14 protein-coding genes are annotated in these 16,961 nt (G+C 71.7%); 4 read left to right on the top strand and 10 right to left on the bottom strand.

The genetic code is table 11. The features are described from left to right. Positions 1 to 2 precede the first annotated feature (2 nt). From NE235_RS20895 to NE235_RS20880, 4 genes are all read right to left on the bottom strand, one after another. Positions 3 to 1,271 (bottom strand): amidohydrolase, encoded by a 1,269-nt coding sequence (locus tag NE235_RS20895; protein ID WP_406567610.1) that lies wholly within the window; start codon positions 1,269 to 1,271, stop codon positions 3 to 5. Continuing rightward, complete coding sequence (locus tag NE235_RS20890; protein ID WP_252805498.1) at positions 1,258 to 2,424, bottom strand: glutamate--cysteine ligase; 1,167 nt, start codon at positions 2,422 to 2,424, stop codon at positions 1,258 to 1,260. The genes NE235_RS20895 and NE235_RS20890 overlap by 14 nt, the downstream gene beginning before the upstream one ends. Before the next feature lie 272 nt (positions 2,425 to 2,696). Beyond that, entirely contained in the window at positions 2,697 to 3,467 is a 771-nt protein-coding gene (locus tag NE235_RS20885) for a maleylpyruvate isomerase family mycothiol-dependent enzyme (protein ID WP_252805496.1), read from the bottom strand. A 98-nt stretch (positions 3,468 to 3,565) separates the two neighbouring features. Continuing rightward, positions 3,566 to 5,179: an acyl-CoA mutase large subunit family protein gene (locus NE235_RS20880; RefSeq protein WP_252805494.1), complete on the bottom strand. Its 1,614-nt coding sequence runs from the start codon at positions 5,177 to 5,179 to the stop codon at positions 3,566 to 3,568. A 344-nt stretch (positions 5,180 to 5,523) separates the two neighbouring features. Here NE235_RS20880 and NE235_RS20875 point away from each other — a divergent pair, with 344 nt between their 5' ends. Then, positions 5,524 to 7,050 (top strand): D-alanyl-D-alanine carboxypeptidase family protein, encoded by a 1,527-nt coding sequence (locus tag NE235_RS20875; protein WP_252805492.1) that lies wholly within the window; start codon positions 5,524 to 5,526, stop codon positions 7,048 to 7,050. A gap of 7 nt (positions 7,051 to 7,057) precedes the next feature. Here NE235_RS20875 and NE235_RS20870 read toward each other — a convergent pair whose 3' ends face one another. Genes NE235_RS20870 through NE235_RS20855 form a run of 4 tightly spaced genes read right to left on the bottom strand, consistent with a single transcriptional unit; the run spans position 7,058 to position 10,935 of the window. Further along, positions 7,058 to 7,996, bottom strand: a complete 939-nt coding sequence (locus NE235_RS20870) for a YihY/virulence factor BrkB family protein (protein ID WP_252805490.1) — start codon at positions 7,994 to 7,996, stop codon at positions 7,058 to 7,060. Between the two features lie 58 nt (positions 7,997 to 8,054). Next, positions 8,055 to 8,597: a 2'-5' RNA ligase family protein gene (locus NE235_RS20865; protein WP_252805488.1), complete on the bottom strand. Its 543-nt coding sequence runs from the start codon at positions 8,595 to 8,597 to the stop codon at positions 8,055 to 8,057. Next, positions 8,590 to 9,618 carry a tryptophan--tRNA ligase gene (gene trpS, locus NE235_RS20860; protein ID WP_252805486.1) on the bottom strand — a complete coding sequence of 343 codons (1,029 nt, stop codon included), beginning with the start codon at positions 9,616 to 9,618 and terminating at the stop codon, positions 8,590 to 8,592. Before trpS ends, NE235_RS20865 begins: the two co-directional genes overlap by 8 nt. Positions 9,619 to 9,630: 12 nt before the next feature. Next, positions 9,631 to 10,935, bottom strand: a complete 1,305-nt coding sequence (locus NE235_RS20855) for a hemolysin family protein (RefSeq protein WP_252805484.1) — start codon at positions 10,933 to 10,935, stop codon at positions 9,631 to 9,633. A 97-nt stretch (positions 10,936 to 11,032) separates the two neighbouring features. Here NE235_RS20855 and galE point away from each other — a divergent pair, with 97 nt between their 5' ends. Then, positions 11,033 to 11,980 carry a UDP-glucose 4-epimerase GalE gene (galE, locus tag NE235_RS20850; RefSeq protein ID WP_252805482.1) on the top strand — a complete coding sequence of 316 codons (948 nt, stop codon included), beginning with the start codon at positions 11,033 to 11,035 and terminating at the stop codon, positions 11,978 to 11,980. Positions 11,981 to 12,011: 31 nt separating this feature from the next. Here the strand turns inward: galE and NE235_RS20845 are convergent, their stop codons facing one another. Together NE235_RS20845 and NE235_RS20840 are read right to left on the bottom strand one after the other, a co-directional pair. After that, positions 12,012 to 13,274 carry an ABC transporter substrate-binding protein gene (locus NE235_RS20845; RefSeq protein ID WP_252805480.1) on the bottom strand — a complete coding sequence of 421 codons (1,263 nt, stop codon included), beginning with the start codon at positions 13,272 to 13,274 and terminating at the stop codon, positions 12,012 to 12,014. A 35-nt stretch (positions 13,275 to 13,309) separates the two neighbouring features. After that, positions 13,310 to 14,578, bottom strand: a complete 1,269-nt coding sequence (locus tag NE235_RS20840) for a Gfo/Idh/MocA family protein (RefSeq protein ID WP_252805478.1) — start codon at positions 14,576 to 14,578, stop codon at positions 13,310 to 13,312. An 82-nt stretch (positions 14,579 to 14,660) separates the two neighbouring features. On the opposite strand from NE235_RS20840, the gene NE235_RS20835 reads away from it, so the two are divergent. After that, complete coding sequence (locus NE235_RS20835; RefSeq protein ID WP_252805476.1) at positions 14,661 to 15,830, top strand: ROK family transcriptional regulator; 1,170 nt, start codon at positions 14,661 to 14,663, stop codon at positions 15,828 to 15,830. A gap of 11 nt (positions 15,831 to 15,841) precedes the next feature. Next, positions 15,842 to 16,951: a galactokinase gene (gene galK, locus NE235_RS20830; protein ID WP_252805689.1), complete on the top strand. Its 1,110-nt coding sequence runs from the start codon at positions 15,842 to 15,844 to the stop codon at positions 16,949 to 16,951. The last annotated feature ends 10 nt before the right edge of the window (positions 16,952 to 16,961 follow it).

The raw sequence follows: 16,961 nt of genomic DNA, 5'->3' as shown, positions 1-16,961 counted from the left end.
GATCAGGCGATGGCGACGTCGTCGATCACCCCCGGATCGAGCTGCCGGGGTCCGGCGCGGAGCGCGAGCATCGTGACCGCGGACATCATCCGGATTCCGCTGGCGATGCAGCGCTCGTCCACGTCGAAGGTGCCGCGGTGCAGGTCGTAGGCGCCGACCATCGCGGGCGGGGCCACGCCGAGACGGGCGAGCGCTCCAGGGATCGATTCGAGATACCAGGCGAAGTCCTCGCCGGCGAGACTCTGCGGCGTGGGGACCACCGCGTCCTCGCCGAGCACCAGCGCCGCGGCCTCACCGAGCAGCTCGACGCTGCTCTTCTCGTTCACGGTCGGGGGGACGCCACGGACGTACTCCAGTTCGGCCTTGACGTCGTACGCGCTGGCGACCGAGTTCAGGAGCGTCTTCATGAGCTCGGGCGCCGAGTGCCATGCCTCCTCGTCGAAGCAGCGCACCGTGCCCTGGGCGATACCGTCGTCCGGAATCGCGTTGGCCACCGATCCGGCCGACACGCGCCCCCACACCAGACTGAGGCTGGACCGCGGGTCGACGCGCCGCGACAGGGCGGCCGGCAGCTCCGTGACGATCTTCGCCAGGGCGTACACCAGGTCGGCGGTGAGGTGGGGGCGGGCGGTGTGGCCGCCCGGTCCGGCCACGTGGACGTTGACCTTGTCGCACGCCGCGGTGATCGGGCCGACCCGGAGACCGACCTGGCCGACCTCCACGCGCGGATCGCAGTGGAGCGCGAAGATGCGGTCGACGCCGGTGATCCCACCGGCCGCCAGGACGTCGAGGGCGCCCCCGGGCGTCTCCTCGGCCGGCTGGAAGATCAGGCGCACCCGGCCGGGCAGGAGCCCGGCCGCCGCCTGCCGTGCGAAGAACCCGGCCACTCCCAGCAGCACCGTCGTGTGCACGTCGTGGCCGCACGCGTGGGCGACACCCGGCACCGTCGAGCGGTAGGCGACGTCCTTCTCATCCGCCAGGGGAAGCGCGTCGATGTCGGCGCGCAGCGCCACCACCGGCCCGGGGCCCGCGCCGACCTCGCAGATGATGCCGGTGCCCTTGGGCAGCCGCACCGGCCGCAGCCCGACCGCGGTCAGCCCGTCCATGAGACGCGCCGTCGTGCGATGCTCGGCGAAGCCCAGCTCCGGGTGCATGTGAAGGTCCCGGCGGAAAGCGATCAGAGCTTTCTCGTTCTCCGCGAGAAAGGCGTCGAGCGCCGGCCTGAGCCCTTCTCCCACCGGCTCCTTACCGGGGAGTTCAATCCCCCGCATGTTCAACCTCCCGTGAATTGACGAACCGGTCCTCCCGGCATTCCGTGAGAGCCGCGGTGACGACGTCCTCGAGGCTGCCGCCATCGGCGACGATGGCGCGCTGCCGCTCATACGAAGCGCCCTGGTCGAGGACGTCGGAGAGCACTTTCAGATCTTCGGCGCAGCCGAGCCGGTCCGCTATCGGCTCCAGCTCCCGGACCAGTTCGTAAAGCTCGTCGCGGAGTGGAGCGGTGGTGCCCTGATCGTCGGTGATCACGATGGCGTCCAGGCCGTAGCGGGTCGCGCGCCATTTGTTGTCGCGTACGACCCAAGCGGCTGGGCTGGGCAAAGTGTAGCCGCGATCAAGCTGGTGATCGAAGAGTTCGACGAGTGATTGACAGAGTGCCGCGGCCATTCCGACCTCACGAAGGGTCGGAATGCCATCGAACATCCGAATTTCGATGGTTCCGAAATCCGGGTGCGGCCGGATGTCCCACCAGACCTCTTTGATGCTCTGAATCGCCTGGGCGCGCAGCAGCGTGTCCATGTACGCCTCGAACTCCGCCCAGTCCGCGAGCCGATGCGGCGGGCCGGCGGTGGGCAGCGCCCCGAACACGATCGCCCGGCTGGAGGCCAGCCCCGTGTCGTGGCCGCACCAGTAGGGGCTCGACGCGGTCAGCGCGAGGAAGTGCGGCAGATAGGCGGACAGGGCGTTGACGATCGGAATGGCCTTGTCCACGGAGCGGATGCCGACGTGGACGTGCACGCCGTACGTCTGGATGCGCCGGGCGAGCCACTGGTAGTGCTCGACGAGCTCGGCGTAGCGCTGGATGGGCGCCATCTCCGCGTCGCGCCAGTCGCTGATCGGATGAGTGCCGGTGCAGGCCAGCCCGATGCCTCGCGGCTCGGCGACGGAACGGAGCTCGGCGATGGTGGCGGCCAGATCGGCGCGCGCCTCGGAGACCGTGTGGCACACGTCTGTGACGATCTCCACGGTCGACTCCATGAGTTCGTGGCGGATCTTGGGGTTGCGCTCGGCCTCGCTGAGCCCGGGCAGCGCCCCCAGCACCTGTCCGGCGTCCTGGCGGAGGCGCCGCGTCTGGTCGTCGACGAGCTGAAGTTCCCACTCGATGCCGAGCGTGGCACCCCGTGAGGCGTTGAACGTGATGGCCACGGCCAACCTCCGTCCCTCAATCCTTGCAGGTTAATGTCGCCCGCGTGGCTGAATTCGGCCAGCACGTCGGGTGCCGAGGGTGAGCACCGAAACCGCCCCGATCCGATGCCCATCATGCCGCCGACCGCGTGCCGTCTCGGGAGGTCTTTGCCCCACGATGCACGGTTGACTCTTCTGGAGCACCCGCCGGGCGACCGGCGCCATCCGATTCGGCTATGCGCGATCCTCACTAATGACCAGTGTGATCACCGGTCACCGGCTCGGACGTCCGTTCAGGGCGTTACGGCCATGCCCGCGAGCACCCGGCCGGCCAGCTCACCGTCTCCGGTGACCTGTACGTCGGCGCCGGACGGGTCCACCCGCCCACCGCCGAGCCGGAAGAACGTCTCCCAGTCCATGCGGAGCCGTACGGTCGGCTCCGGCGGCTCCTCCGCGAAGCGGCCACGGCGGTCGGCGCCCACCTCGACGCACCAGCGGCGCACCGGCGTCTCGATCACCACCGACTGGCCCGGCTCGGGCCGTGCCCGCCTGCCGACGACGAGCGGCAGCAGGCCGCCGAGGATCCGCGCGCTCACCTCGGCGGCGGGGCCGTCGAGATTGCCCGGACGCCCCGTCGCGCGGCGTACGTCCTGCTCGTGCATCCACACGTCGAACGCCCGATGCGCCATGAAATCGCCGTACGGCATGTCCCGGCCGAAGGGCGTCGTGATGACCTCGGCCAGGTCGACGGCGCCGGACCGCAGCGAGGCGATCCGCCGCTCCATCACTCCGCGCAGCTCGTCGAGGACCTTCTCCGGCGGCCAGGAGCGGAAGGCCTCCACGTCGAGGGCGGTGTTGGCCACCGTCCGCGGCTCGCCGTCCGAGGCCTCGCCGAGCAGCCAGCGCTCGATCCCCAGGATATGCGCGTACTGGTCCTGGACCGACCAGCCGGGACACTCGGTCGGCCGAGCCCAGTCGGCCGTGTCCAGTTCCTCGCCCAGCGCGCTCATCGAACGGGCCGTCTGTTCCAGCGCGTCGATGTTCGCCCGCCACTCGCCACTCATCGCCTGCCTCCTCGCTCCCGGGGGTGGAAGCGCCTTCTGGTCGCCTCCGGCTCAGTGCTCGAGTCGCCTCCGGCCAGTGTCTGCTGGTCGCCTCCGGCTCAGTAGGCGTCGGCGGGGACGTAGACGCCCCAGACGTCCCGGAGCGCGTCGCAGACCTCGCCGACCGTGGCGCGGGCCCGCAGCGCCTCCTTCAGCGGGTACAGCAGGTTGCCGTCACCCGCCGAGACGTCACCGGCGGACGCCTGCGCGCCCTCCTTCTCCGCGAGGTGACGCAGGTCGTCGAGGCGCCGGCGGACCTCGTCGTTGTCGCGCTCGGCGCGCAGCCGCGCGAGGCGCTCGGCCTGGGCCTCGCCGATGGCCGGGTCGACGCGCAGGGGCTCGTACGGCTCCTCGTCCTCGGTACGGAACCGGTTGACGCCGACCACGACCCGGTCGCCGCCGTCGATCTCCAGCGCCGTACGGTAGGCCGACCGCTCGATCTCGGCCTTCTGGAAACCCTTCTCGATGGCGCTGACCGCGCCGCCCATCTCCTCGACCTGGTCGATGAGGGCGCGGGCGGCCTCCTCGATCTCGTCGGTCATCGACTCGACGGCGTACGACCCGGCGAACGGGTCCACCGTGCGGGTCAGGTCGGACTCGTGCGCGATCACCTGCTGGGTGCGCAGCGCGAGACGCGCGGCCTTCTCGGTGGGCAGCGCGATCGCCTCGTCGTAGGAGTTGGTGTGCAGCGACTGCGTGCCGCCCATGACCGCGCCGAGCGCCTGGATCGCGACGCGGACGAGGTTGACCTCGGGCTGCTGGGCGGTGAGCTGGACGCCCGCGGTCTGGGTGTGGAACCGCAGCATCTGGGACTTGGGGTTCTTCGCGCCGAACTCGTCGCGCATGATGTGCGCCCAGATCCGCCGGGCCGCGCGGAACTTCGCGACCTCCTCCAGCAGCGTGGTGCGGGCGACGAAGAAGAACGACAGGCGCGGGGCGAACGCGTCGACGTCCAGCCCCGACTCGACGGCCGCCCGGACGTACTCCTTGGCGTTGGCGAGGGTGAACGCGATCTCCTGTACGGGCGTGGCCCCGGCCTCGGCCATGTGGTAGCCGGAGATCGAGATCGTGTTCCACTTGGGGATCTCGGTCCTGCAGTACTGGAACGTGTCGGCGACGAGCCGCAGGCTGGGCTTCGGCGGGAAGATGTAGGTGCCCCGCGCGATGTACTCCTTGAGGATGTCGTTCTGGATCGTCCCGGTCAGGCGGCCGGCCGGGACGCCCTGTTCCTCGGCGACGAGCTGGTAGAGCAGCAGGAGCACGGCCGCCGGCGCGTTGATCGTCATCGACGTCGAGACCTCGCCCAGCGGGATGCCGTCGAACAGCACCCGCATGTCCTCGATCGAGTCGATCGCGACGCCGACCTTGCCGACCTCACCGCGGGCCATCTCCGCGTCGGAGTCGTACCCCATCTGGGTGGGCAGGTCGAACGCCACCGACAGGCCCGCGGTGCCGGCCTCGATCAGCTGGTGGTAGCGGCGGTTGGACTCGGCGGCGGTGCCGAACCCGGCGTACTGCCGCATCGTCCACGGGCGCTGCGTGTACATCGTGGGGTAGACCCCGCGCGTGAACGGGAACGCGCCCGGCTCGCCCAACCGCTCGGCGGCGTCGAACCCCTCGAGCGCGCCGGGCCCGTAGACGGGTTCGATCGGCAGCCCCGACTCCGAACGCATACCGTCCATCACCTTCCCATCGAGGCCACCGGCGTGCGAAGACGATCTCGGCGGCGCGGCCTGCGAGTCCCACCCACCCTCTGGTGCGATCGTACGACCGATCGTCTCCCCGATATCGAGCGGCCACAAGGTGGCCTGGTTCACACCCTGGCCGGTCCTGGGAAGTGGCAGGGAACGCGGTAGATCGGGCGGGATGACCGGCCCAATTCTTGGCCAGTATGAGCCACTCGAAACTTTCAAATGCGGCAAGACGGCTCAAGACACCGATTGGGCCTCGTCACGCCTCATTATTGGGGGTACACCCGCTGTGTCGCTCACGTACCTCTGTCTCCAGTTGGACCGCCATGCGAACGTTGATCGCCTTCATCACTCTTTCCGGTGCCGTCGCGCCGGCGCTGTACGCCGTGCCGGCACGGGCCGACGCGGTCGTCGGCGGGCCCGAGCTCAGCAAACACGGCTACATCTGGGACCACTCGTCCGGGGTGTCCGAACCGCCGCACATCCAGGCGTCCTCGTACGTCGTCGCCGACCTGGAGACCGGGCGGATCCTCGCGGCGAAGAACCCGCACGGCGAGTACCGGCCGGCCAGCACGCTGAAGACGCTCACGGCGATCACGCTCATCCCGCGCCTGGACCCGGCCAAGAAGATGAAGCCGTCGCAGAACGCGGTGAACGCGTCCGGGTCGGCGGTCGGCATGGACACCAAGTGGAACTACACGGTGCGCGACCTGTTCCACGGCCTGCTGATGCAGTCGGGCAACGACGCCGCCATCGCCCTGTGCGAGGCGAACGGCGGGCTCAAGCCGTCCATCGACCAGATGAACGCCGAGGCCCACCGCATCCAGGCCCTGGACACGGTCGCCCGTACGCCCAACGGCCTCGACGACGACCCGCCTCTCACGCTCGCCCAGCAGCACAGCTCCGCCTACGACCTGGCGCTGATCATGAAGCAGGGCCTGAAGCTGCCCGACTTCCGCAAGTACGTCGGCGCGACGCTGTACCAGTGGCCGGCCCCGCCGGACAAGAAGGAGCGCGAGAAGGGCAAGAAGACCGGCGGCTACGAGATCGGCACGCACGACCACCTGCTGGTCGGCAGGCCCTACAAGGGAATGATCGGCGGGAAGAACGGCTGGACCAGCCACGCGCTCGGCAGCTTCGTCGGCGCGGCCACCCGCAACGGCCACACGATCATCATCTCGCTGATGCACGCCCAGTCCGACTTCTGGGACGACGCCCGCGCCCTGCTCGACTGGGGATTCGCCGAGCGCGCGAAGGCAGGCGCGGTCGGGACGCTCGTCGACCCGATCCCGCCGCCGCAGCCGAAGAGGCCCCCGGCGCCGGCGGGGACGAGGCGACCCACCACGGTCCGCCTCTCTCCGGCGGACGGCCCCGACTGGACGAAACTGGGCGTGGCGGGCGGGGGCGGCCTGGCCGTGCTGGCGATCGTCACCGGACTGTTCATCGGCCTGCGCCGACGGCGGCGCGCGACGCTCGCCGGGGCGGTGGCCGCGCCATCGGCCGTCGATGGTCACGTCCACGCCTTCGGCCCGGAACGACCGCCGTCCGGCGCCACCTCGGAGACCCCGGACGGGCCGGACGGATCCGGGGACACCGAGCCGTCCTTCAAGCTGCGGCACCCGGGGGACGTCAAGGTCGCGGGCGCCCCGCTGTCCTTCGGCGCGGCGGCCCCGTCCGCCCGGGAGACCGCGCCGAACCCGGTACGACGTGGCCGGAACGGCGAGGACGCCGGGCGCGACGGTGGTGACGGTGCCGGGCACGACACCGGTGACGGTGCCGGTGAGGAGGACGCCCGCCGCACCGGCCGCCAGACCGAGGATGAGCGAGGAGCGGACGAACCGCTGACCGACTGAGTTCGGCTCAGGACTTCTTCTCCGTCTGGGTCGGTGGTTCCTCGTCCACGTTCAGCACCACCCGGCGCGTGGCCGTCCAGGCCGCGGCGAACAGGATGAACCGCGACACCGCGTTGATCCAGATGAGCAGCCCGACGATCACGGCGAACGACGCGTACAGCGGATTGCGCATCACGTGCCCGATGAGGTACGTGCCGAGCAGCTTCAGCGCCTCGAAGCCCACCGCGCCGAACAGGCAGCCCCGCAGCAGCCGCCGCCAGGGCGCGCGGGTGCCCGAGAGGCGGGCGAAGAGCACCAGGAAGATCAGGACGTTCGCCGCGATGGCGACGCCGATCGCCACCAGCCGCAGGGCGGTGCCGGCACCCGGGACGTCGACCAGGCCGGTCCGCTGGAGGACGGTGTGGGTGGCCGAGGTGGCCAGGCTGGACAGCGCGACGGACGCGAGCAGAGTCATCCCCAGGACGACCAGGACGGCCAGGTCCGAGAGCTTCTTGATCACGAGGTTGGCGTCGTAGTCCGGGTCACCCTTCCACATGGTGCGCAGGGACTCGCGCCAGACGCCGACCCAGCCCAGGCCGCTCCAGGACAGGCCGAGCAGCGCGAACACCCCGGCCCCGGCCTTGGCGTCGGCGATCTGCTGGACCGGGAGCTTGTCGGCGAGGCCGGGCAGGAGCTGGAAGATCGCCTTGGTGACGTAGTCGCGGGCGCCGGGGCTGACCGCCACGGCGTACCCCATCACGGCGAACGCCAGGGCGACCAGCGGGAAGAAGGACAGGAAGCCGTAGAAGGTCAGGGCGGCGGCCATCCGGTCGCCGCGGTACCGCTGATAGCGGTCGTAGGCGCGGCCGAGGTGGTCGAACCATCTCCATCGGGCCCGCAGCCCGCGCAGGAACGCCTTGAAATGCTCCTCGGCGGAGGAGACCCCCCGCTGCACCCCGCTGATCACCGGCGCCATGGTGGGGCACTACCCCGGCCCGGCGAGAAGATTCACCCGGAGTGAGCAATCATGAACGGTATGCGCGGCCGCCGAACGGGAAGTGCCAACGGGGCCGCCACACGCCGTCCACCCCGTGCTCGTACAGCGACAGGCCGTCCACCGGGAACTCCGCCTCGTACGCCGCGAGCTCCTTGAACGCCTGGTCGAGGACCTCGTCCGGGAGATGGTGGGCGACGGTCACGTGCGGGTGGTACGGGAAGAGCCGCGGCGCGGCGAGCGGACCGCGGCGGACCTTGTACTCGAGGCGCTCGCAGTCGCCGATGCCCTCGGCGAGCGCGACGAACACCACCGGCGAGACCGGCCGGAACGTCCCGGTCCCCCGCAGGTGGATGCGGAACGGGCGTTCGTCCAGCGCCACGCCGCGCAGGTGCCGGTCGATGTCGTCGAGCATCAGGACCGGCACCCGCGTCGGCGGGACGAGCGTGATGTGGGCCGGGATCGCCGCGGCGAGCGGATCGCCGAACGAGGCGCGGCGGCTCTGCAGCTCGGGACCGTACGGATCGGGGACGGCGACGGCCACCCCGATCGTTCGCTCCTCGGCGTCAGGCACGGCCCAGGAACCCCACCCGGCCGCGAACCGTCTCCATCGTCTCGCGGGCCACCTCACGGGCGCGATCGGCGCCGACGGCGAGCATCCGGTCCAGCTGCGCCTCGTCGGCCAGCAGCTTGCCGGTGCGCTCCCGGATCGGCTCGAACGTGTCCAGGAGGATCTGGGCGAGCTCCTTCTTGAGCGCGCCGTACCCCTGGCCCTCGAAGTGGCGCTCGAGGTCCTCGATGGAGGTGCCGGACAGCGCGGAGTGGATCCGGAGGAGGTTGGTGACGCCCGGCTTGTTCTCCTCGTCGGCCTTGACCTCCGTGCCGGTGTCGGTGACCGCCCGCATGATCTTCTTGCGCAGCGGGCCCGGCTCGTCGAGCAGGTCGACGATGCCCTGCGGGGACGACGAGGACTTGCTCATCTTCGCCGTCGGCTCCTGCAGGTCGGTGATCTTCGCGGCGGCCTTCAGGATGTACGCCTCGGGGGTGACGAAGGTCTCGCCGAACCGGTGGTTGAACCGCTGCGCGAGCGTGCGGGTCAGCTCCAGATGCTGCCGCTGATCCTCTCCGACCGGCACCTGGTCCGGCTGGTAGAGCAGGATGTCGGCGGCCTGCAGGACCGGGTAGGTGAACAGGCCCACCGAGGTGCCCGAGGTGCCCTGCTTGGCCGACTTGTCCTTGAACTGCGTCATCCGGCCGGCCTCACCGAACCCGGTGATGCAGGACAGCACCCACTGCAGCTCCGCGTGCTCGGGCACCTGGCTCTGCACGAAGAGCGTGCTGCGCTCCGGGTCCAGCCCGATCGCGAACAGCTGCGCGGCCGCCACCCGCGTGCGCCGCCGCAGCGCCTCCGGGTCCTGCTCCACCGTGATCGCGTGCAGGTCGGCGATGAAGTAGAACGCGTCATGGGTGTCCTGCAGGGCGACCCACTGACGGAGCGCGCCGAGATAGTTGCCGAGGTGGAACGAGTCGGCGGTCGGCTGGATGCCGGACAGGACCCGCGGGCGCGGTGCGGACGGGCTGGGCTCGATGGGCATAGCTGGATTCTCTCAGGCTTCGTCGGCGTCGTCCGGTGGGGTCGGCGGCGGGGTGAGGCGGACCCGCGACACGCGCCGGCCGTCCACCTCGCTGACGGTGAGGCGGTACGCGTTCACCTCGGCGCTCTCCCCCACCTGGGGCAGGTGCCCGAGAACGGCCATCAGATAACCCGCCACGGTCTCGTACGGCCCCTCGGGCAGCTCCAGGCCGGTCTCGTCGGCGAACGCGTCGAGGTTGAGCAGTCCGTCGACCTCGAGCGCCCCGCCGTGCAGCCGGCGGGCGTGGGCGTCCTCGACGTCGTACTCGTCGCGGATCTCCCCCACGAGCTCCTCGACCAGGTCCTCGAGGGTCACGATCCCCGCCGTCCCGCCATACTCGTCGACGACGATCGCCAGGTGATGCCCCTCGCGCCGCATCTCCGACAGCGCGGCCAGGACCCGCTTGCTGGCCGGGAGGTACAGCACCGGCCGGACCAGCTCACCGACCGGCGTGGACCGGCCCGCGAGCTGCGGATCCAGCAGGTCACGGACGTGCACGAACCCGATGACGTCGTCGTGGGAGTCGCGGTAGACCGGGTAGCGCGAGTGCGGGCTGCCGGTGGTCGTGCGCGCGGCCTTGGCCAGCGGCGTCGACGCGTCGAGGAACTCCACCTCCGTGCGCGGCACCAGCACCTCGCGCAACTGCCGCTCCCCGGCGTCGAAGACCTCCTCGATGAGGTTCCGCTCGTCCGGGTCGATCTCGGTCGTGCCGGCCACCAGCGCGCGGATCTCCTCCGCGGTGATCGCCTCGCGGGAGGTCTCCGGATCGCCGCCGAGCAGGCGCACCGCCAGGTTCGTCGACCTGGACAGCAGCCAGATGACCGGCCGCGAGACCTTCGCCATCCGGTCGAGGAACGGCGCCACCATCATCGCGGTGCCCTCGGCCCGCTGCAGGCCGAGCCGCTTGGGCGCGAGCTCGCCGACCACCAGCGTGACGTACGAGATGATCAGGGTGACGCCGACGACGCCGATGAACCCGGCCAGCCCGTCCGACATGCCTTCGCGGACCAGGGCCTTCTTGGCGGTCTCGGACAGTGTGATCGCGCCGTAGGCGGAGGACAGCAGCGCGGTCAGCGTGACACCGATCTGCACCACGGCGAGGAAGCGGTTGGGGTCGCTGACGAGCCTCGCCACCGCCTGACCGCGCCGCCCGGTCTCACCCATGCGGCGGACCTGACTGTCGCGCAGCGACACCAGAGCGATCTCGGAGGCCACGAAGAGGGCCTCGACAAGAATGAGCGCGAGGACGATCGCGGCGCTCACCAGCGTTTCTCTCATGAGAAACGCCTAAGACTATGTGGGTCGTCCATGTCCAGGTGGGTTGTTCGGAAGACTAGAGCTGAAAGCGTACCCGTTCATGCCTGTTGGAGGTCCGATGAAACTTCTCGTCACTGGGGGCGCCGGCTACATCGGCAGCGTCGTCACGGCCCGGCTGCTGGAGGCGGGGCACGAGGTCGTCGTGCTGGACGACCTGTCCACCGGGCACGCCGACGCGGTGCCGGACGGCGCGCGGCTGGTCCGGGGCACGCTCCGGGAGACGGCCCACGAGACGCTGGCCGCCGGGTTCGACGGCGTGCTGCACTTCGCCGCCAAGTCCCTCGTGGGCGAGTCGGTGGAGAAGCCGGGCCTCTACTGGGACAAGAACCTCGGTGAGTCGCTGGCCCTGCTCGACGCGATGCGCACCCACGGGACGCCGCGCATCGTGTTCTCCTCCACCGCCGCGACCTACGGTGAACCCGAGCGGACGCCGATCCTGGAGACCGACCCGACCCGCCCGACCAACCCGTACGGCGCCTCGAAGCTGGCGATCGACACGACGCTCGCCGAGTACGCCCGGATGTACGGCCTCGGCGGGGTCAGCCTGCGCTACTTCAACGTCGCGGGCGCGTACGGGCGCCACGGCGAGCGCCACACGGTCGAGACGCACATCATTCCCAACGTGCTGAAGGTTCCGCTCGGCGAGCGCGAGTCCGTCGGCGTCTTCGGCACCGACTACCCCACGCCGGACGGCACCTGCGTCCGCGACTACATCCACGTCGTCGACCTGGCCGAGGCGCACCTGCTGGCCCTCGGCGCCTGCGCGCCGGGCACACACGAGATCTTCAACCTCGGCAGCGGCTCGGGCTACTCGGTCCGCGAGGTGATCGACGTGTGCCGCGAGGTCACCGGGCACGAGATCCCGGAGGTGGAGAGCCCCCGGCGGGCCGGGGACCCCGCCGTGCTGATCGCCTCCTCGGCGAAGATCTCCGAGCGGCTCGGCTGGAAGCCCGAACGCGACCTGCGGACGATGGTCACGGACGCCTGGGCCTTCGCGCGGCGGTAGCCCGGGACGCCGGTTCCCGGCCGGAGCGACCTCAGCCCGTGGTGAGCGGGCCGAGCTTGGCCTGGAGGCCGGACAGGGCCTGCTCGGGGCTCTGCCGCCCGCGCAGGGCCGAATAGGCGGCCTCCTGGATCGCGCTCGTGACGTCGCCGTAGTGGACGGCCTCCGGCCGCGGCGCGGCGTTCTGGATGGAGACGGCCAGTGTCGGCAGGTACGGCTGCGCCTTGACCATCGCGGGGTCGGAGTAGAGCGCGACGCGGGACATCGGGTAGGCGCTGCCGAGCCCGAAGGTCTTCTCGGCCTCGGCGCCGGTGACGTACCGCACGAACTCCAGGGCCGTCCTCTTGTGCTTGGAGAAGGCGGAGATCGCGACGTTGTTCCCGCCGAGGGTCGAGGTGCCCGGGCCGGTGCGCCCGGGCAGCGGCGCGACCGCGAACCTGCCCGCGACCTTGCTGGAGCCGTCGGTCTTGCCGGCGAGGGAGTAGACGTAGGCCCAGTTGCGGTGGAACAGCAGGTCGCCGGCTTCGAACGCCCGCCGGCCGTTCTCCTCCTGGTACGTCAGGGCGGCCTCGGGGATCAGGCCGTTCTTGAGACCGTCCGTCAGGAACCGCAGGCCGGCGAGGGCCTCCGGGGTGTTCAGGGCGGGCCGTCCGGAGGCGTCCAGGACGTGCCCGCCCGCGCTGCCGATCGCCTCGGTGACGTTGACGGTGAGGCCCTCGTACTTGTCGTACTGACCGGCGTAGCACCCGATGTCGGCCGACTCGCGCACCTTGGCGCAGTCGTCGGTGAGCTCCTGCCACGTCTTCGGCGGCCGGGCGATGCCGGCCTTCTTCAGCAGGTCGGTCCGGTAGTACAGCAGCCCGGCGCCGGTGAGCCACGGCGCGGCGTACAGCTTCCCGCGGTACTGGCCGGTCCGGAGCGACGGAGCGAGGAACCCGCCGGTGTCCAGGCCGCTCATCGGCTCGACCCACCGGTTGGCGGCGAACTCGGCGGTCCAGACGGCGTCCAGCGTGACGACGTCGAACGCGGTCGACTTGATCTGGGCGTTCTGCACAAGTTGCTGGCGCTGGGCGTCGGCGGCCTCGGGCAGGTCGACCAGGGTGACCTTCTTGTCCGGATGCGAGGAGTTCCAGTCGTCGACGACCTTGCGGAGCGTGCCGGTCGGCTCCTTGAAACTCGCCCAGGTGATCGGTCCGCCGCCGGCCGAGTCGTCGGAGCCCGCGGAGGATCCGCAGGCGCACAGGCCGAGGGCCAGGACGGCGCCGAGAACGCTCCGGCGCGGGAAACGGTGCTTCATGGGAACTCCGCGGGTCGGATCGGGTGCTGGGGGTGTCAGGGGGCGGGGGTCGCGCCGTCGGTGAGGGAGACGACGGTGCCGGTGCGCCGGGCGCGCTCGGCGGCCCACACGAGCCGGTGGCTCGCCAGGGACGTACGGGCGTCGGAGAGGAGCAGCGACGGGTCGCCGGCGGCCAGCGCGGCGACGAACGCGTCGGCGAGGGCCTGGTCCGCCCCGCCGTGGTCGCCGGCCAGCGAGACCTCCTCCCCGTCGTCGGTCTCGACGACCTCCCGGCCGCCGGTCACGAAGTCCTCGACCGTGAGACGTACGCCGTCGCCCTCGATGAAGCCGTGCGAGCCGAAGATCCGGGTCTTGCGGAACCCCATCGGGGTGAAGGCGGTCGCGGTGAAGGACGCCGTCACCCCGCCCTCGTACTCGATCGTGACGACCTGTTGGTCCACGACGTCGTTGTCGCAGGTGTAGACGCACCTGCCGTACGGCCCGTCGCGCAGGGCGGCGCGCACTCCCTCGGGCGAGGTGTCGAAGGTCAGGGCGCTCAGCGGCCAGTGCGCGCGGTCGGGGTCGCCGACGAAGCCGAGGTACGTGCGCGGCGCGGAGTACGGGCAGGACGGCTCGACCGCGCAGTCGAGGCACCGGTCGGCGGCCCCCTCGGGGCGGTTCTCGGGCCGGAAGTGGGTGAGCGCGCCGAACGAGGACACCCGCGCGGCGGGCCGGCCGATGACGTGGGCCAGCCAGTCGATGTCGTGGCAGCACTTGGCCAGCAGCATCGGGGAGGACTCGTCCTCGCGCCGCCAGTTGCCGCGCACGTACGAGTGGGCGAAGTGCCACCAGCCGATCGGCTCCAGGTGCTGCACGCTGACGACGGCGCCGATCCGGCCCGCGTCGATCAGCGCCTTCAGCGCCCGCGTGTAGGCCGAGTACCGCATGACGTGACACACCGCCAGCATCACCCCGGCACGCTCGGCGGCCGCCGCGATCGCCGCCGACCCCGCCTCGGTGGGCGCCATCGGCTTCTCCAGGAGCAGGTGGTAGCCGCGTTCAGCAAAGGCGACGGCGGGTTCGAGGTGCTCGCCGTCCCGGGTCGCAACGATGACGCCGTCGGCCTGCCGGGGCAGCGCCGCCAGTTCCCGCCAGTCGGTGAAGACCTGGTCCGGCCCGAGCCCGTGCTCGGCGGTGGCCCGCTCGCGGCGCTCGGCGACGGGGTCGGCCACCGCCACGACGCGGGCGCGGCCGTCACGGACCGCGCGGCGGCCGTAGTCCGAGCCGCGCATGCCCGCTCCGACCAGGGCCAGGGTGACCGGCATGCACTCTCCCGGGGTTATTAACGAAAGGTTATTTAATAACGGTAGGATCGGATGCACGGGCACGGATGTCAAGGGGGTCAAGGTGAGACGAGGCGGCGACCCGTCCCGGTTGCGGCGGCTGAACTCCGCGGACGTGCTCACGGCCCTCTACACCCAGGGGCCCCGTACGCTCACCGAGATCAGCGCCGAGACCGGACTGTCCCGGCCGACGGTCGAGGACGTCGTCGAGGCCTTCGTGCGCGACCGGATCGTCCGCGAACTGCCGCCGGAGCCCGGCAGCACGGGGCGGCCCGCCCGGCGCTTCCGCTTCGCCGCCGACGGCGGTTTCGTCGCCGGGATCGACATCGGCGTCCACAAGGTCCTGGTGGTCCTCGCCGACCTGGAGGGCGAGGTCCGGCGGGTCCGCCGCACCACGGTCGAGCCCGGATCCGGCCGCGCCGAGCGCCTCACGGCCGCCCGGGAGACCCTGGCCGGCTGCCTCGACGAGAGCGGGATCCCCCCGGGCCGCCTGCGCGCGATCGGCGTCGGCACCCCCGGCGTCGTCCAGGACGGCGTCGTCACCCTGTGCACCGTGCTGCCCGGCTGGAGCGGCCTGGACCTCGCGGGCGCGCTGACGACCGCCCCCGCCGACCCGGCCGGCGCCGTTCCCCCGGTCGACGGGACCGGCCTGCCGGTGATCGTGGAGAACGACGCCAACCTCGCCACCATCGCCGAGCACTGGCGCGGGGCGGCCCGGGACGTACGCGACGCCGTCTGCGTCCTCGCCGGCAACCGTGTCGCGGCGGGCGTCATCATCGGCGGCCGGCTTCACCGCGGGCACCGGGGCGGCGCCGGAGAGCTCGGCCTCCTGCCCGTCCTGCGCTGGGAGGGCGCGCCCGACCGCCTGCTGGCCGCCTGCCCCGGCAGCGGCGACCTCGCCGCCGTCTTCGCGGCCGCCCGGTCCGGCGACGCACGGGCCTCCGCCGCCGTCGCCGGCTTCACCGACGACCTCGCCACCGGCACCGCCGCCCTGCTCCTCGCCGTCGATCCCGCCGCCGTCGTCGTGGGCGGCGGCCTGTCGCGCGCGGGCGATCTGATCGCCGAGGGGCTGCGCGATCGGCTCGCCGCGCTGTGCCCGCCGCCGCCCGAGGTCAGGGTGTCCACGCTCGGCGACGAGGCGGTCGCCACCGGAGCCGTCCACATCGCCCTCGAACGGGCGACCGCGGGCCTTTTCCCCGACGGGCTGCCGATAGGATCGCTGCCCACACGATAGGCACGGTGAACATGGATTTCCGCGACTGTTACGGGCGTGATCCGGAAGGTTCTTGGCGCGCCCCGGGCCGCGTCAACCTCATCGGCGAGCACACCGACTACAACGACGGCTTCGTCCTGCCGTTCGCCCTGGCCCAGGGCGTGACGGTCACGGCGGCCCGCCGCGACGACGGCGTCCTCGAACTCCGTTCCCTGCAGTCGCCGGACGCCCTGCGCGTCACCGACCCGGAGCCGGGCCGGGTCACCGGCTGGGCCGCGTACGCCGCCGGCGTGGCCTGGGCGCTCCGCAAGGCCGGGTACGACGTCGGCGGGGCGTCCATCCTCATCGACTCCGACCTGCCGCAGGGAGCCGGCCTGTCATCGTCGGCGGCACTCGAGTGCGCCGTCGCGCTGGCCCTGTGCGACCTGTACGGGATCGAGGTGCCACGGCCCGAGCTGGCCCGCATCGCCCAGCGCGCCGAGAACGACTTCGTCGGAATGCCGTGCGGCATCATGGACCAGTCCGCCTCGCTGCTGTGCACCGAGGGTCACGCGCTGCTGCTCGACTGCCGCAGCGGGCTGTCCGCGCAGGTCCCGCTCGACCTCACCGGCCTGTCCCTCCTGGTCATCGACACGCGCGCGCAGCACGAGCTGGTCGACGGCGGGTACGCCGCCCGCCGCGCCGCGTGCGAGGAGGCCGCGCGGCTGCTCGGCGTCCCCGCGCTGCGCGACGTCGAGGACCTGGCCGCGGCGCTGCGCGCCCTCGACGACCCCGTCCTGCGCCGCCGTACCCAGCACGTCGTCACCGACGACCACCGGGTCCAGGCGGCCGTGGGCCTGCTGCGGGCCGGTGCCGTCGCCGAGGTCGGCGCGCTGCTGACCGCCTCACACCTGTCCCTGCGCGACCAGTTCGAGGTCTCCTGGCCGGAGGCCGACGTGGCGGTCGAGGAGGCCGTACGCGCGGGCGCGCGCGGGGCGCGGATGGTCGGCGGGGGCTTCGGCGGCTCGGTGATCGCGCTCGTCCCGGCGGACCGCGCGGAGGGGGTGCGCGCGGCGGTCACCGTGGCGTACGCCGACCGCGGCTGGGAGGCGCCGCGCTTCACCGACGCCGTTCCCTCGGCCGGCGCACACCGCGTGTCCTGACCCCCCGCGA

Source organism: Actinoallomurus spadix (genome assembly GCF_024055725.1).
Lineage (GTDB): Bacteria > Actinomycetota > Actinomycetes > Streptosporangiales > Streptosporangiaceae > Actinoallomurus > Actinoallomurus spadix.
Note: the sequence above shows the minus strand (reverse complement) of the source record. Positions and strands in the feature narration are given on the sequence as shown.

What these genes read in the sequence shown, in the direction of transcription:
- galK (WP_252805689.1), top strand. Translation starts at nt 15,842, where the DNA reads ATGGATTTCCGCGACTGTTACGGGCGTGATCCGGAAGGTTCTTGGCGC.
- galE (WP_252805482.1), top strand. Translation starts at nt 11,033, where the DNA reads ATGAAACTTCTCGTCACTGGGGGCGCCGGCTACATCGGCAGCGTCGTC.
- NE235_RS20880 (WP_252805494.1), bottom strand. Translation starts at nt 5,179, where the DNA reads ATGCGTTCGGAGTCGGGGCTGCCGATCGAACCCGTCTACGGGCCCGGC.
- NE235_RS20855 (WP_252805484.1), bottom strand. Translation starts at nt 10,935, where the DNA reads ATGAGAGAAACGCTGGTGAGCGCCGCGATCGTCCTCGCGCTCATTCTT.
- NE235_RS20840 (WP_252805478.1), bottom strand. Translation starts at nt 14,578, where the DNA reads ATGCCGGTCACCCTGGCCCTGGTCGGAGCGGGCATGCGCGGCTCGGAC.
- trpS (WP_252805486.1), bottom strand. Translation starts at nt 9,618, where the DNA reads ATGCCCATCGAGCCCAGCCCGTCCGCACCGCGCCCGCGGGTCCTGTCC.
- NE235_RS20875 (WP_252805492.1), top strand. Translation starts at nt 5,524, where the DNA reads ATGCGAACGTTGATCGCCTTCATCACTCTTTCCGGTGCCGTCGCGCCG.
- NE235_RS20845 (WP_252805480.1), bottom strand. Translation starts at nt 13,274, where the DNA reads ATGAAGCACCGTTTCCCGCGCCGGAGCGTTCTCGGCGCCGTCCTGGCC.
- NE235_RS20885 (WP_252805496.1), bottom strand. Translation starts at nt 3,467, where the DNA reads ATGAGTGGCGAGTGGCGGGCGAACATCGACGCGCTGGAACAGACGGCC.
- NE235_RS20895 (WP_406567610.1), bottom strand. Translation starts at nt 1,271, where the DNA reads ATGCGGGGGATTGAACTCCCCGGTAAGGAGCCGGTGGGAGAAGGGCTC.